The sequence below is a fragment of the Streptomyces pimonensis genome (assembly GCF_041380215.1).
Lineage (GTDB): Bacteria > Actinomycetota > Actinomycetes > Streptomycetales > Streptomycetaceae > Streptomyces > Streptomyces pimonensis.
Window position 1 is genome coordinate 1 of sequence record NZ_JAHWZY010000066.1, and the last position, 14,552, is coordinate 14,552.

The following is a 14,552-nucleotide window of genomic DNA, read 5'->3' on the forward strand; positions in this document are numbered from 1 at the left end:
GATCCGAGGCGTCCACGCTGTCGCCGAACGTGCCAACGCCCTGCTGAAGGTCACCTTCAAGGCTTTGCGCAGAGTCAGTCTCGACCCCGCGGCCATCACCCGGATCACCCGAGCCGCCCTCGTCTTGCTCCAGCTCGAACACGGCCGTACCGCCTGAACGAAGATCACAAAGCGTCACGAGACGTTACCGAGAAGGGTTCAATGGCTATGAAATTTCCGCCAGCCATTCCCAGTCGCCCGGCCGGGAACGCAACCGGGTGAATCCCTGTTCGAGGCAGTCGCTCAGGCTGGAAGATTCGGCGCGGATGAATCCTTCGGGCCCTAGGACCGGACCCGACATCACCAAAGTCCAGGGCTCGCCACCTTCCGCCATCCTCTCGTCATCCACCTTAAGGATCACTGTGACGCCTGAGCGGCCCAACTTCTCCATGAGCTGCTCAATATTCATTCCTTGCGCTCCCATCAATAGCCCCTCAAGGCTGCCGAGATGTCACTGACGTCGTGTAGCTGACCTTTACCTACTCTGTCGATGACACTTCTGAGGTCGGCAGAAGTAGGGCCACTCGTAACGTTGTTTCGCTGCATCAGCTGCTCTACGACAGCTTGAGCAGTGCGCTTGTTTCCGTTGTTGAACATGTGGCTACCAGCGATATCACGAATCACGACGGCTGACTTATCCCAGAAGCTGTTATAGCGACTGGCGTTAGCCATGGTGTTCGCAGGCGAGCCACTCAGCAGGGTCTCACCGCCAAAGCCACGGTTTATATCGGCGATCTCGTCAGGACTCATACCCACCTTGAAGCCGCCGGTCAGCGGGCAGTTGGAATTGTGGACGAGGACCGGTGTCTCGCCTGCCAGCACATAGTACGTGTGCTAAGCGAAGCCTTCGACCTGCTTTTTTGCAGGTCAAGTGCGGTTTGCTGGTCCGGTGAAGTGCGTGGGTGTCCGTGGTTGTGCGGGGTTGTTGCCGTCGCTACTGCCGTCAGACGGTTCAGCCCAGGTACGGCTTCTCGCGCTGTTCCAGGAAGTGCTGGAGCCTGAGTCGTTGGGTGTGGTGCATCGGCAAGTGCTCGATCTCGTCCGGCGGCACGAACCGGAGCTCGGTGGACTCGTCGGAGATTGCCAGCCGGCCGCCGGTGATGCGGGCGGTGAAGCAGACGTTGAACTGTCGCCGGGCCTCGCCGTCGGTGTAGGCGATGATGTGTTTCGGGTCGGTGTAGGTGCCGACCAGGCCGGTGATCTCTACGTCGAGGCCGGTCTCCTCTTTGACTTCGCGGACGGCTGTGCCTGGCAGGGAGTCGGTGAGGTCCATGCCGCCTCCGGGCAGGGCCCATAGGTCGTTGTCGCGGCGGCGCTGGAGGAGGATGCGCCCGTGGTCGTCGGTGACGACGGCGGAGGCGGCGACGACCATGCTGTTCGGCTTGGGCGCGTTCGGGTCGTCGTAGTACTCGGTGCGGGCCACGGTCAGCCTTCCTCTTGTACGGGGGTTGCCGTCGTCCACACGGCGTCGAAGCTCTCGGCGTAGGTGTCGAACATGCCGCCTGCCTCGTGACGGCGAAGATGCCACACGGGGGCGGCGTACGCGTTGACGCCCCAGACATGGGCGTTGACGAGTTGCTGGTCGTCGGCGCGGTAGAGGGAGTTGTAGAGCGTGGTGGCGTGGGTGCGGACTTCGATGCCGGGGGTGTCGGCGAGCGGCTTGTAGTGCATGAGTGCGAGGCGGCAGCGGGATTCGATGCCGTGGCCGAACCGCTCTTCCTGGCCGCGGGCTTGGACGTTGTCGCTGTCGGGGTCCCCGATCGCGATGCGGACGGTGCAGCCTTCGGCGGCGCGTTCGGTGAGGAGTTCGTTCAGCCGCGGGTACGCCTCGTGGAGGAAGACGGCCGCGTAGACGAGGATGTCGATCCGCTCCCGGGCCTGGGCCATCAGGTCGGTGAACGTCGAGACAGGGATGTCGGCCCGCTGCCCGTAGAGCGCCACCAACTCAGGGCTGATGGCGCGGGCGGGGCGGGCCTGGCGGAGCGCCGGCCAGAGTGCGTGCACGTCTTCTCCCAGGGCCTTGGCCGCCTGGAGGGCAGTGGCACGACGTGGGATACGCCCGAGGTTCACCCAGCGCTCGACCGACTTGGGGTCGACCTCGACCTGCTGAGCGAGTGCGGCGTACGTCCAGCCTCCCGCCGCCATGACGGCTCGTAGTCTCTCGTTCGGCACGAGTCTCCCCCTTCGTCCCAGGACGGCACTAGGGACGTTCTACACGGTGCGGGACGTCCCGTAATGGGGTTTGGTGGAGGTTCCTTCGTCCTGGTGACCGGCGTGAGGATCGGTGCCGACCCTGCGGCACCAACAGGCCCAGGGCACGCATCAACGCCGCCGAGGAGCGTCACCGTGCGAATGAGCGCCACCCCGTGTGTTCCCGCCCTGCGACTGGACGCCCGGTCGCGGGCCGCCTCGCCGGGGCGGTCACGATGACGGCCCCCACCCCTGATGCCGACGGGCACACCGTCTCGCCCGATGCCGGCGCCCTGGTGGTCGACCGGCGGAGCGGCAAGGTGGGCGTGGTGATGGGGCATGTGGGGACGTACGTGCAGCTTCGGCCACCGCGCGGTGGCCGGGAGTGGGACGTGCCGCCCGAGGACGTACGTACGCCGACTCCGACGGAGGAGTTGAGCGCGAAGGTGGCCGTGGCCAACCGGAGGTGGGGACGGTGACCCCGCGCTCGGTCCTGCGCTACGAGACCTGGACGCTCCAGCCCGACCGCGAGCCGGACGCGGAGCCGGTCCATTACGCGATGCAGTGCGCCGTGGACGGAGAGACCTCGCCGACAAGCGAGGACTTCGCCGAACCGCAGGACTGGGTACTCCGGCACTGCGGCCAGAACCCGTCCCACCACACCTACCTGGAGATCATCACCCGCCCCTGGCGGACCTGGCGCCAGACGTGACCCGCCTCGCTCGCCCAGGCGCCGCACTGCGCTGACCCACCCGACTCCCGTCCCTGCCGGGCGCAGCCGATCGAGGCTCCCCCGCACTCGTCAGCCCCGGCAGGGACGGGCCTCACGTACGTGCCGTGCCCATGGCTGTGGGGGTTCTGGCCTCTGCCACAGAAAGTCAGCCACGACGGCGGGCGCGCCGACCGACCACCCGCCATGTGTGTCTCGCTCAGCCCCGCACCGGCATCAGCCCCGTTATCTCCATCGTCACGGCCCCCAGCCAGGTAGCAAGCATGGGCGTCCGGGACGGCGCGAGCCCGCCGGGCGGCCTCTCAGGTGCCCGGCCAGCCTGCTGCTGAGGGGTCGGACCGGGGCTTCCGATTGGTGGTCCGGCTACGCTCCCGGGCTCTGCGCGCCGAGTGGTCGGCGGCCGTCGCCAGCGGGGCGGCAGACAGGAGCGGGCGGCGGTCGCCGACCGCCGGCGCGCGGCGGCCCGCGTCAGCGGGGCGCCCTTGATCAAGTAAAGAAACTCTGAACAGCTCACTCACTGGCCGAGCTGTCAGCCCTGCTCAGGGGCTCTGCTGTCGCTGCTTCTTCGACTCGGCCAGTGCGGCCTCCAGCTTCTCGCGCGGCGACATGTCCGAGTCCGCTTGGTCGTCGTGGAGGGGTGGCATGAACAGGCCGCGGCGGCTCTTCTCGCGTTTGATCTTCCGGCGCTCGTTGAAGACTCGCTGATGCTCCTCGCGGATCGTGGCCCATCGCCGGTCTAGCTCCGCTTCCCGTTCCAGCAGTTCGTCATCGCTGAGGTCGGCGAACTCGGCGGCTGAAGCACGGGCCTCGCGGTCGACCTGGTCCCGAAGCAGGTAGTTGGTGATCGATCCGTGATGCTTGCCCGGCTCCGGAGCCGGGCGTACGAAGACGCCGCGCCCCTTGACCGCGTACACGAGTCCTGCCTGCTTGAGGCTTCGGTAGGCGTTCTGCGCGGTGGAGTTGGCGACTTGGAACCGCTCCTGGATCTCACGGGCCGGGGGGAGCTGAGAGCCGGGCGGATAGGTGCCTTCCTCGATCTCGCGACGGAGGATGTCGGCCACCTGAACGTACGGCGGTCGGCTGTCTTCGTTGCGGATGAGGTCTACCGGCCAGTCCGGGCCTTCGGCCTCGGCATCACCGTGATCGTCGTCAGCTGGGCCGGCACTCTGGCCGGCTGAGGCGCTGACGTAGCTGCCTCGCCCGAGCTGGGAGTAGACGAGCCCTTCCTGCTTGAGCACGCGCAGGGCGTTTTGGACGGTGGAGCTGGAGACACCGAAGCGGTCCCGCAGCACGTTGGCCGAGGGCAGGCGCTCGCCGGGGCGGAACTCGCCGTTCAAGATCGCGTCCCGCAGAGCCTCGGCGGCCTGGAGGTACGGCGGCCGGGAGTCCTCGTCCAAGGGCAGGGTCATGCCACCACGGTATCGCCAGCCAGCCGTAGCGCTACAGGCACATCCACGTGTTCCCCGCCTGACCTCCTCACAACCTGATCGCCTTCACGATCTAATCGACCTTGCAAGTTAAGCGATGAGCTCCGTATGCTCCTAGCGAGCCGATCAAGCGGCTCCACCGAACAAGGGGTGTGATGGCATGGCCATGTCTCGAATCCGTGTTGCTCTGCTGCCGTCGGCGGTGTGTATCGCGGGCACCGAGCCCGCGCTGAAGATCAAGGACCAGCAGACCGGGGAGATCGCCACCGACCGGGAGACCGGTGCGTCGCTGTACACAGTGACCGTGATGCTCATGGAGGACGGCCGGGCCGAGGTCCTGAAGATCACGGTCCCGGAGACGGGACTGGCTGCCGGGCTGAAGCCGGGGGTGATGGTGCGGCCGGTGGAGCTGTTCGCGACCCCGTGGGCGCGGATCTTCAACGGTCAGCTCTCCGACGGCGTCGCCTACCGGGCCGCCCGCCTGGAGCTGGTGACCGTGGAGGCCGCCCAGTGATCCGCTTCGAAAAGTCCGCGCCGGAGCGGGAGTTGTCCCCGCTCCGGCCCCTGCCGGGGTCCAAGGGCAAGGCCACGTTCTTCGTCTCCGGTGCGGTGCTCGATCTGCTCTGCCTGAGCCCGGAGCAGGCGGCCCGCCTCGACCTGGGCGACATGTTCCGCCTGATATGCGAAGAGGGGGCCTGACATGGAAGCCGTCACGGGATACGCGTCGTACGCGCTGCCGATCGCTACGGCGCTGGTCGGTGTGTGGCTGCTGGTGACGGTGGTGCGCTACATGCGGGCCGACGGGGGCACGAGGGTCAGCATGCGGCAGGCCGTCCGGGTTCGCTGGGGCTGGGTACGGCTCGCACGGATGGCCGGACTGACGGTCACCGACAAGACCCCGGGCCTGCTCGCGCAGATCACCGCGCAGAAGGACGGTGCCACCCCCGCTCCCCGGATCCTGACGCCGAAGATCAAGGTGAAGCCGGACCAGTTCGGAGTCATCGTGCGGGCCAGGACGCTGCCGCAGGTCGGACTGGAGGAGTACCAGAAGTCGGCGCGGTTCCTGGCCGACGCCTGGCGGTGCACGCGGGTGTCCGTGCTGCCGGACGGCCCCGGCAAGGTGGTCATCCGGGGCGTGCGCTCCGACCCGCTGACCACGCCGACCACCCACCGGCCCACCGGCCGTCCACTCACGGACCTGACCCGCTGGGAGCTGGGCGTGGACGAGTACGCCGCGAAGGTGTGGGCGTCCCTGGCGAACGTGCCCGGGGTGACGGTGGCCGGCGTCCCGGGTGCGGGCAAGACCTCGGGGGTCAACAAGTTCGTCTGCGACTTCGCGCCGTCGGCCGCCGTGCAGATCGCGACTGCGGACGGCAAGGTGTCGCGGGCCTCGGAGGGCGACTACGCCGACCTGGTCAAGCGGATGTTCGCGTTCTGCGGTGACGACCTTGATGAGGCGAACGCGCTGTTCAAGCGTCTGGTGGATCTGCGTAAGCGGCGCTCGGCGATCATCCGTGAGGTACTGGGCGTGAAGAACATGTGGCACGTCGGCCCCTCTCCGGAGTGGCCGCTCACGGTCCTGATCATCGATGAGGCGCACACGTACTTCCGCGAGTACAAGGGCAGCGACCCGACGACGAAACGTCTTGCCGCGCTGACGGCGGAGAACGCCCGGCTGGTGGAGGACCTGGTCAAGAAGGGCCGCAGCGTCGGCATCCTGGTGATCCTGATCAGCCAGAAGACCACCGGCGACGCCATCCCCACCTTCATCCGCGACGTGTGCCCCATTGGGCTGTCCTTCGCGCAGAAGACGGTGGAGGCAGCGGTGGCCGCGCTGGGTGAGGACATCCGCAACTGGCCCGACGCCAGCCCGGTCACCTTGCAGGACCCCGCCTACGTCGGCGTCGCCGTGATGGCGATGCAAGGCCGCCCCGGCTACACCCGCATCCGCACCCCCTACGTCTCCGACACCGACGCCTCTCGCGTCGCGGACGCCACTTCGCACCTGACCGCAGACCCGGACCTGTGCCTGGACGCCCTCCTGCGCTCGACCGGCCGGACGACACCGCCCGCACCCTCGCTCACCAAGTGACCCCGAAATGCCCACACCAGAAGGGAGGTTGTGATCATGGTGGAGGAACGGTTCACCCGGCGCACCGTGACCGTGGTCATGGCGGTGATCGCGGCCCTGGCCTTCGTCTTCTCCTTCGGCAACGTCTGGGCGCTCGCCCTGCGGCTCGGCGTCCCGCGCCCGATCGCCCCGCTGATCGCGCCCATGGTGGACCTGTCCGTCGTCGGCCTCCTGGTCGCGCTGCGGTTCCTGGCCCTGAGCGGCGTCCCCAAGGCGGAGCTGAAGGCCGGCACCCGGCTGTTGCACCTGTGCGGGCTGCTCACCCTCGCCCTGAACACCGCCGAGCCCCTGCTGACCGGACGCTACGGACGGGCCTGCCTGGACACCGTCGCCCCGCTCCTGCTGCTCGGCTGGGGCCACGTCGGCCCCGCCTTCCTCGCCCACTTCCACACCACCGCACACCGGGAGGACACCAACACAGCCACCCCAGCCCCCGCACCCCTCGCTGAGCCGGTGCCCACCTCGGCGCCCGCTCCCGAGACGGCGGCCCCGGCCCCTGAGCCGGTCCCCGCCGCGACACCTATGCCGCCTCCGGCCGAAGTGCCTACCGTGCTCAAGGTCCCCGGCTCCGCCCCCGCCCCGGCCGTCGCCAAGGCGCCCGCCACCGGTCCCCGCCCGGCCCTGCCCGCCGCCTTGCTGAGTGCGGCCCGGCGCATCGCGGACACCCACCACGCCGAGCACGGAACACCGGTCACCGCCGCCCAGCTCGCAACCCGCATGGGCGTCGCCCTGCCGGTGGCCACCGCCGCCCTCGCTCAGCTCTGAGCCACCCCGGCCACCGGCCGGACCACCCCTCCCTGAAATCCACGCCCGCCCATGGACCTGGTTCGCCATGCCCCAAGCAGCACCAACACCCCTTCCTGTCTGGCTGGTTGCTGCTCGGGGCCACACACCCGACAGAAGGGACACGCCCCGAATGGTCACCCTGGACCTGCGCCACGTGGCAAGCCCCGCCGTGCGGGACCTGCTCCACCTGGTCAACCACCCCGACTTCGACCGCGCACAGCAGCAGATCGAACGCCTCGGCGGCTGCACCGAACCCGTCCGCCTGACCGGCCACAGCACCACCGTCGACACCACGACCGGTGAGGTACTGCGCTCCTACACCTCCTCCGACGAGCCCACGGGCAGCCTGCTCACCGCGTGCGGCAACCGCCGTGCCTCACGCTGCCCGGCCTGCTCCCGCCTCTACGCCGCCGACACCTACCACCTCATCCGCGCCGGCCTTTCCGGCGGCAAGAACGTGCCCGACACTGTCCGCGCCCATCCCCGCGTCTTCGTCACTCTCACCCCGCCGTCCTTCGGCCCTGTCCACAACCGCCTCACCACCCCCGGCGGCGACATCCGGCCCTGCCGCTGCCGCAAGCTCCACGAACTTAACGACGCCCTGATCGGGACGCCGCTGAACCCCGCGACGTACGACTACGAAGGCGCGGTCTTGTTCAACGCCTACGCCTCCACGCTGTGGGCCCGCTTCACCACCTACCTGCGCCGCGAGATCGCCGCCGGGCTCGGCATGACTCAGAAGGCGGCCCGCGCGGTCCTGCGGGTGTCCTTCGCCAAGGTCGCCGAGTACCAGCAGCGCGGTCTGGTCCACTTCCACGCCGTCATCCGACTCGACGGCCCGGACGGCAGCAGCCAGCCCCCGCCGCCGTACGCCACCGTCGCCGTACTCACCAAGGCCGCCCGCGCCTCCGCCGCGCGGGTCCGCGTCACGGTCGCCTCGGATGCGGTCGGGGAACGCGAACTCGGCTGGGGCGAACAGTTCGACGTGCGCGAGATCGCCTCCTTCGGCACCGACGCCGAACTCACCGACCAGGCCGTGGCCGCCTACGTGGCGAAGTACGCCACCAAGTCCGCCGACGCCTCCGGCACCCTCGACCGCGCCCTGTTCTGCCGCCCCTGCCAGGGACGCGGCGCCACCGTCCTCCCCCACGGGACCCCGCTCCCGTGCACCGCCTGCGGCGGCACCGGGCAGGCCCGGCCGTTGCCCCGGCTCGCCGTCGCCCGGCACGTGCGGCAGATGATCCGCACCTGCTGGGAGCTGGGAAAGCTGCCGGAGTTCGCCGATCTCAAGCTCTGGAAGTGGGCGCACATGCTCGGCTTCCGGGGCCACTTCTCCACCAAGTCCCGCAGCTACTCCACCACTCTCGGCGCGCTGCGTGACGCCCGCCGCGCCTGGCGTACCGAACAGGCCCGCGCCCACGCCGGTCTGCCCGAGTCCGACCCGACGACCACGCTCGTCGTCGGCCACTGGGACTACCACGGCTCGGGCTACAGCCCCGGCGCCGCACTCCTCGCGGCCGACGTCTGGCATCGCAAGGAACTGGAACGGCAGTTCGCGGCCGAAGGGGGCTGTTGATGGCCTTGCCCCCGCCCGCCGTCCTCCACGCGGAGGCGGCACCGGCGCTGGATCTGCTCACGGTGCCCCAGGTCATGGCCCGCCTCCAGCTCGGCCGCTCCGCCGTCTACGACCTGCTCCGCTCCGGCCAGCTCGCCTCGATCACCCTCGGCCGCGCCCGCCGCATCCCCGCCCACGCCCTCAACGACTTCATCCGCACCCGCCTCGAACAGGAAGCCGCCGCCTGATGACCACTCCGCGCCCCGCCTCATCCCGCCGAGCCCGCTCCCGCGCCAACGGCGACGGAACCGTCTACCAACGCAAGGACGGCCGCTGGGAAGCCGCCGGGTACGTCCTCGCACCCGGCAACACCCGCAAGCGCATCCGCGTCTACGGCACGACCCGCAAGGAAGCCCTCGCCAAGCTGACCGAGAAGACCGCCACCAGCAACCGCGGCCTCCCCATCGCGGCGGCCGACAGCACCGTCAGCGCGTACCTGACGTACTGGTTGAACGGCGTCGCCGTCCACCAAGTCCGCGAGAACACCCACACCCGCTACGCCGCCTGCGTCCGCCTCCACCTCATCCCCGGCCTCGGCGCGAAGAAGCTTGCTCGGCTCACCGCCCGTGACGTACGCACCTTCCTTGACCGTCTCCGCATCACCTGCCAGTGCTGTGCACAGGAACGGGACACCGACCTGCGCTCCTGCTGCGCTATCGGCCAGTGCTGCGACAAGCGTCTGTCGCCGCTGACCGTGACCTACGTCCATTCGGTCCTCAAGTCCGCCCTGGAGCACGCCGTCCGCGAAGACGACCTGCCCCGCAATGTCGCCCGGAACGTCAAGACCCCCGCGCCCCGCCCTCGGCGTTCCCCGCCCTTCACCGCGAGCGAGGCCCGGCAGTTCCTCCACCTCGTCAGCAGCGACCGGCTCCACGCGCTGTTCGAACTCGCCCTGCGCACCGGCCTCCGCAAGGGCGAACTCCTCGGCCTGCGCTGGGAAGACCTCGACCTCGACGGCGGCACGGCCAGCATCCACCGCTCGCTCCAGCGCACCCGTACCAGGGGCCTGACCACCCTGCACACCAAGACCCGCGCTTCCGAACGCCGCATCGTCCTCCCCGCCGAGTGCATCCACTCGCTCAAGAGTCACCAGGAACACCAGCAGGACGAGCGCCAGGCCGCAGGATCGGGCTGGACGGACAACGGCCTCGTCTTCACCACCCCTACCGGGAACCCCCTCGACCCCACCAACCTCACCCGCCGTTTCCGCGGCCTCCTCCAAAGAGCCGGACTCCGGACGATCCGCTTCCACGACCTCCGGCACTCGACCGCGACCCTGCTCCTGGAACAGGGTGTCGACCTCGTCGTGATCAAGGAACTACTCGGCCACGCCCACATCGGCGTCACCGCCGGCGTCTACGCCCACGTAAGGCTCCGCCTCCAGCGCCAAGCGATCGAGACCCTCGGCAACGCCCTCAGCCGGGCCGACGACGGCAACGACGACCCGCCCACCGCAGCCGTCGTCCGCTGACGTTGCCGTCACCGTTGCCGTCAAACGACCATGGGTGGGTTCCTCGGCCTCCGAGCCGAGGAACCCACCCATTCCTCTGCCAGAGCGACTTGTTCGAATGTGGCTACTGCAGGAGCACGTGCATTCTACGGGCGATATCAGCCGCCTTCAGTCGAACCTGTTCATCATTCAGCAGGTCAGGCATACCGATGCCAGCTGAGTCGTAGTCGTGCGCGACATAGAAGAGTTCTGTCGCCGCCTCATATTGCTCGGCTGTCGGATACGGGCCGCCGTACCCCTTGTACAGGGGAAGGCAGACAAGAGAGAACTCTGAAGGAGAGATTCTCCCTTCCGATACAGCCTCCGCGAGTACCAAAAAGGGCTCCAACGTGGCCATTTACAGCTTCCCTTGCATGGTCAGGTACCAGAACTGGTCTGAAGTCACATCCGATTTCCAGGCACCAAGCATCTCGCCGGATTCGATGTCCACCGAGACGTGACGCCCGGTGTTGAGATCCACGTAGTGCCGGGCAGGCGTCCCGCGATACGTTCCCGCGATTTGAACGTTCCCTGGATCCTTAACGAAGCCTTCCAAGGCGTTCACGAATGCTTGCTTGCTCGCTTTGCTCTCCTTCGCAGTGACCCCGAAGTCGGCAGCATGTTTGAAATGATGAGGCACCCTGTTCGAATCGATCCATACGGATCCGCACCCAGGACCTGAGTTATGAACCAGGACCGGAGTCTGCCCCGCCACCACATAGTACGTGTGCAGGTCGTCGACGGTGAGGTTGTATGTCCGGGCGTGCTTGGTGTATGCCCGGTTGCTGATGATGCGGACGGTGGTGCCGTCGGGGGTTCTGAGGGTCATGCCGGCGGCGAGGTTGCGGGCCTCGACCCAGGCGCCGATCTCGGGAACCCAGAAGGGGTGTTCGTGTGTAGCGGTGAGCTTCTCGGGTCCGTCGGGTGTTTCGATGGTCAGTTCGTTGAAGTGCTTGTCGTCTTCGGTGATGATCAGGTGGGTGACTTTCCGGAGGCGGGTCTCCCCTGTTTCCGGGTCTGTAGCAACGACCTTGTCACCGACCTTGATTTTTTCGATTTCCTTGGTCTTGCCGTCGGCCATGAGGACTTGGGTGCCGGCGAGGAAGCATTTGCATCCTGAGGCGTACTTCTTGAGCCATTCTTCGACGGCCTCTTTACCCTTTTTCGCAACCGAATCGGGTACCAGCTTCAAGGCCTTAAGGAAGGGGGCATCCGAGGCGACGCCAAGGTAGTCCCAGCCGTTTGCCTCTCCGTTGACGACCTTTTTCCATGACTCGACGTCAGGGACGACGAGGGAGGCAACGAAGTTGAGTGTTTTCTTCTGGGCCGCCACGTTGTACGGCTTGACGATGGTTGTTGTGCCCATCGGCGGATGGCCGCTGCCGGTTCGGGTGACGCTGTGGAGGTCGCCCTCCACGTCATAGGTGTAAGTGGAGGTTACGCGACGGTAAGACCAGCCTCCGTCAGCGCTCGGGACCATCCAGTCCCGGTAGGTGGTGTTATCGCTTTCCTTGCAGCCTCTGTAGCAATTGCTGACGGGCTTCAGGCCGTCGGGATCGCTGGTGCTGATGGGGCTGTTCTTGGCGTAGGAGTAGCCGTTCATCTGCAACGGGTCCGTGATGTCCAGCAGCGGATCTGCGCTGATGAAGCGGCCGTTGGCCTGGTCGTACTCGCGTGCGCCGATGTGTGTCAGTGCGGTGGCGGTGTCGTCGATGCCGACGCCCAGGTAGCTGCGCTTGTCCGGCCAGGAGGTCGGTTTGGGGCCGCGGGCTTCGCCGAAGGGTTTGAAGGCCCGCCTGGTGACCGACTGGTTGGCGGCCATCTGGATGGTGGTGTTGGCGGTACCCAGATGGTCGGTGAGCTGGATGTTGAGGGTGTGGCCGGTGCTGGTGCCGTTCGAGGTGCGGACGACTGTGGGGGCGCCGGGGTGGGCGTAGGTGCGGGTCGCCTTGGTGATCTTTCCGGTGGCGTCGGTGGTGAGTTCGCTGCCGGGGAGGTAAAGGGTGGAGCCTTCGCTGGAGTTTTCCAGGAGGCGTTGGCCGCCGGTGTCGTAGGTGTAGTTGACGGTGGTGGCGCCGGTGGTCACGGTGGCCGGCTTGTTCTCGGCGGTCCAGGTAAAACTCTGGGTGTCGTCGGGGAGGTCGCGCTTGGTGGTGTTGCCGGCCGGGTCGTAGGTGTAGGCGCTGCCGGATCCGGTGGGGGTGGTGGAGACCCAGGCCAGGGTGTGGGGCTGGGTGGTGACCGGTTCGGTGGCGCCGTTTCCGGCGGTGGTGCCGTAGCCGGAGTGATAGGTGATGTTCTTGGTGGGGTCGGTGACGTTGTGCTCGGTAAGGGTGGAGCGGTTGCCGATCCAGTCGTAGGTGAATGCCTGGCGGTAGGCGGTGGCGGAGGTCGCCACGGTGCCGGCGGCCGGGGCGGCTGCGGCGAGCGTGCTGGTCAGCGAGGCGTCCGGGCTGGAGCTGTCGCTGGCCGTGTTCGGGGCGTCCGCGACGGGGCCGGAGGAGGTGGCGTAGTCGGTGCGGTAGCCGAAGGCGGCACCGTTGGCGGTCTTGCAGCCGTTGCCTGTGCCGGTGGGGGCGATGGTGGAGGTCCAGGCGTGGACGAGTTCACCGAGGGCGTCGTAGGTGTAGCACTGTGTGTCCCAGGTGGAGCCTGAGGCTTCGCTCAGCTTGCGGGAGTTCGATGTGATGGTGCCGGAGGCGTCGTAGGAGTAGTAGCTGTCGGTGATGCGGTGGGGTGAGGCGGTCTCGCGGTCGGCGACGGTGCGCTGGAGGCGTCCTGTGCGCGGGTCGATGAAGTTGGTGGTCCACACGCGGTAGGGCTGGGAGCCGGAGACGGTGCGGAGGGCTTCGCCGAACGGGGAGTAGGTGACGTCGGCGGTGTACCAGCTGGAGCCGGACGTGGACTCGGGCAGGCCGTCCTCGTTGTAGCGGGTGACCACCTTCTCGGAGGAGATGCCGCCCTTTGACGGGTAGGTCACCGAGAGGGGCTTGCCGGTCGGTGTGTAGCTGTAGGTGTAGCTGTAGGTGCCGGAAAGCCCGGCGGTCTTGGCGCCGGCGGGGATGGTGATGTCCTGCCCGGTGGGCTGGTAGTCGGTGGTGTAGCCGGTGATCTTGGTGACGTAGTCGCCGTCCGCCGTGTGGCGGGTCGAGGCGACCGGCAGGCCGAGGGCGCCGACGGCGTCGAAGGTGAAGGTCTTGATCGGGCTGGCCGTGGCTGAATCCTCGCGGACAGCCGTCACTCGTCCGAGCACGTCGTAGGTCGTGTGCAGGGTCTTGCCGTTGGCGTCGACGGTGGTGAGGGGACGGTCGGCGCCGTCGTACGCGGTCGTCTTGGTGGTGCCGGTGTCCGGGTCGGTGGCCTCGACTATGCGGCTGCGTACGTCGTACTTGTACGTCCACTTGTTGCCGGCCGGGTCGGTGACTTCCGAGCGGTTGCCGCGGACGTCGTAGGCGTAGCGGGTCGATCGGGTGGTGGACTGGCCGGCGTCGGTGTACTGCTCGATCTCGGTGACCCGGCCGAGGGCGTCGGTGGTGGTCCACGTTGCCGGAGTGGTGTTGCCCGGGGGGTTCACGTGTACCGTGTTCGGCCCGTACGACGTGAAGGTCTCGTGCTGGAATTCGCCGTCGTGGTAGGTCGCCTGGCGGACGGTGCGGCCCATGCCGTCGTACTGGGTCTTTACGTAACTGGGGATGAGTGTCGTGGACTTGGGTGCGAACAGCGTTGTGGTCGGCTGGCCTGCGGCGAGGTAGCCGCTGGTGACGATGCTGGGCCGGCCGTGGTCGTCGTAGGAGGTGTCGGTGATGATGCGGCCGGGGCCGTGGGCCTCGTTCTGGGTCTGGACCGGGCGGAGCAGGCCGTCGTAGACGGTGACCGAGGAGGCGTAGCTGCCGTCGTCCTTGATCGTTTTGGTGGTGACGGCGGCAGGGCTGGTCCTGGAGGAGGTGGCGGTGGCCTGCTGGTAGCTGATCTGGACGTCGGGGGTCTGGGTGCCGCTGGAGCGGGTCGGGGACCAGCCCTTGACCAGGCGGCCGAGGTCGTCGTACTCGTACCGGGTCACGCGGCCGTTGGGGTCGGTGACGGTGAGGGGGAGGGAGCGGCCGGGGTCGAACGTGGTCGTGGTGGCGTGCCCGAGGGCGTTGATG

General features: G+C 67.8%; 16 protein-coding genes and 1 pseudogene. 10 read left to right on the forward strand and 7 right to left on the reverse strand.

Going from position 1 to position 14,552, the window contains the following annotated elements; genetic code table 11:
- Positions 1-157: pseudogene (locus tag KYY02_RS32565) on the forward strand (IS5/IS1182 family transposase); the annotation flags it as partial.
- A 48-nt stretch (positions 158-205) separates the two neighbouring features.
- On the opposite strand, the gene KYY02_RS32570 reads toward KYY02_RS32565, so the two are convergent.
- The 4 genes from KYY02_RS32570 to KYY02_RS32585 form a co-directional block, all read right to left on the reverse strand.
- On the reverse strand, positions 206-448 hold the full coding sequence (locus KYY02_RS32570; protein WP_371244460.1) for a hypothetical protein: 243 nt from the start codon (positions 446-448) through the stop codon (positions 206-208).
- Between the two features lie 14 nt (positions 449-462).
- The gene (locus KYY02_RS32575; RefSeq protein WP_371244462.1) at positions 463-861 is read right to left on the reverse strand and encodes a Fic family protein; all 399 of its coding nucleotides are present in this window, start codon (positions 859-861) and stop codon (positions 463-465) included.
- 130 nt (positions 862-991) lie between these two features.
- Positions 992-1,462 (reverse strand): NUDIX domain-containing protein, encoded by a 471-nt coding sequence (locus KYY02_RS32580; protein ID WP_371244464.1) that lies wholly within the window; start codon positions 1,460-1,462, stop codon positions 992-994.
- Between the two features lie 2 nt (positions 1,463-1,464).
- Positions 1,465-2,184 carry a DUF5919 domain-containing protein gene (locus tag KYY02_RS32585; RefSeq protein WP_371244492.1) on the reverse strand — a complete coding sequence of 240 codons (720 nt, stop codon included), beginning with the start codon at positions 2,182-2,184 and terminating at the stop codon, positions 1,465-1,467.
- A 281-nt stretch (positions 2,185-2,465) separates the two neighbouring features.
- Between KYY02_RS32585 and KYY02_RS32590 the strand changes: the two genes are divergently transcribed.
- Together KYY02_RS32590 and KYY02_RS32595 are read left to right on the forward strand one after the other, a co-directional pair.
- Positions 2,466-2,708 (forward strand): hypothetical protein, encoded by a 243-nt coding sequence (locus KYY02_RS32590; RefSeq protein ID WP_172450863.1) that lies wholly within the window; start codon positions 2,466-2,468, stop codon positions 2,706-2,708.
- Positions 2,696-2,941, forward strand: a complete 246-nt coding sequence (locus KYY02_RS32595) for a DUF7848 domain-containing protein (protein WP_371244466.1) — start codon at positions 2,696-2,698, stop codon at positions 2,939-2,941. Before KYY02_RS32590 ends, KYY02_RS32595 begins: the two co-directional genes overlap by 13 nt.
- 557 nt (positions 2,942-3,498) lie before the next feature.
- Here the strand turns inward: KYY02_RS32595 and KYY02_RS32600 are convergent.
- A complete protein-coding gene (locus tag KYY02_RS32600; RefSeq protein WP_371244468.1) occupies positions 3,499-4,368 on the reverse strand; it encodes a GntR family transcriptional regulator in 870 nt (289 codons plus the stop codon).
- 178 nt (positions 4,369-4,546) lie between these two features.
- Between KYY02_RS32600 and KYY02_RS32605 the strand changes: the two genes are divergently transcribed.
- From KYY02_RS32605 to KYY02_RS32635, 7 genes are all read left to right on the forward strand, one after another.
- Positions 4,547-4,900, forward strand: a complete 354-nt coding sequence (locus tag KYY02_RS32605; protein ID WP_371244470.1) for an SCO3933 family regulatory protein — start codon at positions 4,547-4,549, stop codon at positions 4,898-4,900.
- On the forward strand, positions 4,897-5,085 hold the full coding sequence (locus KYY02_RS32610; RefSeq protein ID WP_371244472.1) for a hypothetical protein: 189 nt from the start codon (positions 4,897-4,899) through the stop codon (positions 5,083-5,085). Before KYY02_RS32605 ends, KYY02_RS32610 begins: the two co-directional genes overlap by 4 nt.
- A 1-nt stretch (position 5,086) precedes the next feature.
- The gene (locus KYY02_RS32615) at positions 5,087-6,478 is read left to right on the forward strand and encodes a cell division protein FtsK (RefSeq protein WP_371244474.1); all 1,392 of its coding nucleotides are present in this window, start codon (positions 5,087-5,089) and stop codon (positions 6,476-6,478) included.
- Between the two features lie 36 nt (positions 6,479-6,514).
- A complete protein-coding gene (locus tag KYY02_RS32620) occupies positions 6,515-7,282 on the forward strand; it encodes a DUF2637 domain-containing protein (RefSeq protein ID WP_371244477.1) in 768 nt (255 codons plus the stop codon).
- A gap of 151 nt (positions 7,283-7,433) precedes the next feature.
- Complete coding sequence (locus KYY02_RS32625; RefSeq protein ID WP_371244479.1) at positions 7,434-8,879, forward strand: replication initiator; 1,446 nt, start codon at positions 7,434-7,436, stop codon at positions 8,877-8,879.
- Positions 8,879-9,106 carry a helix-turn-helix domain-containing protein gene (locus KYY02_RS32630; protein WP_371244481.1) on the forward strand — a complete coding sequence of 76 codons (228 nt, stop codon included), beginning with the start codon at positions 8,879-8,881 and terminating at the stop codon, positions 9,104-9,106. The genes KYY02_RS32625 and KYY02_RS32630 overlap by 1 nt, the downstream gene beginning before the upstream one ends.
- Entirely contained in the window at positions 9,106-10,389 is a 1,284-nt protein-coding gene (locus KYY02_RS32635) for a tyrosine-type recombinase/integrase (RefSeq protein WP_371244485.1), read from the forward strand. Before KYY02_RS32630 ends, KYY02_RS32635 begins: the two co-directional genes overlap by 1 nt.
- A 103-nt stretch (positions 10,390-10,492) precedes the next feature.
- Here the strand turns inward: KYY02_RS32635 and KYY02_RS32640 are convergent, their stop codons facing one another.
- Positions 10,493-10,765 (reverse strand): hypothetical protein, encoded by a 273-nt coding sequence (locus tag KYY02_RS32640; protein ID WP_371244487.1) that lies wholly within the window; start codon positions 10,763-10,765, stop codon positions 10,493-10,495.
- A partial coding sequence (locus KYY02_RS32645) for a polymorphic toxin-type HINT domain-containing protein (protein WP_371244489.1) occupies positions 10,766-14,552 on the reverse strand: 3,787 nt, incomplete at its 5' end.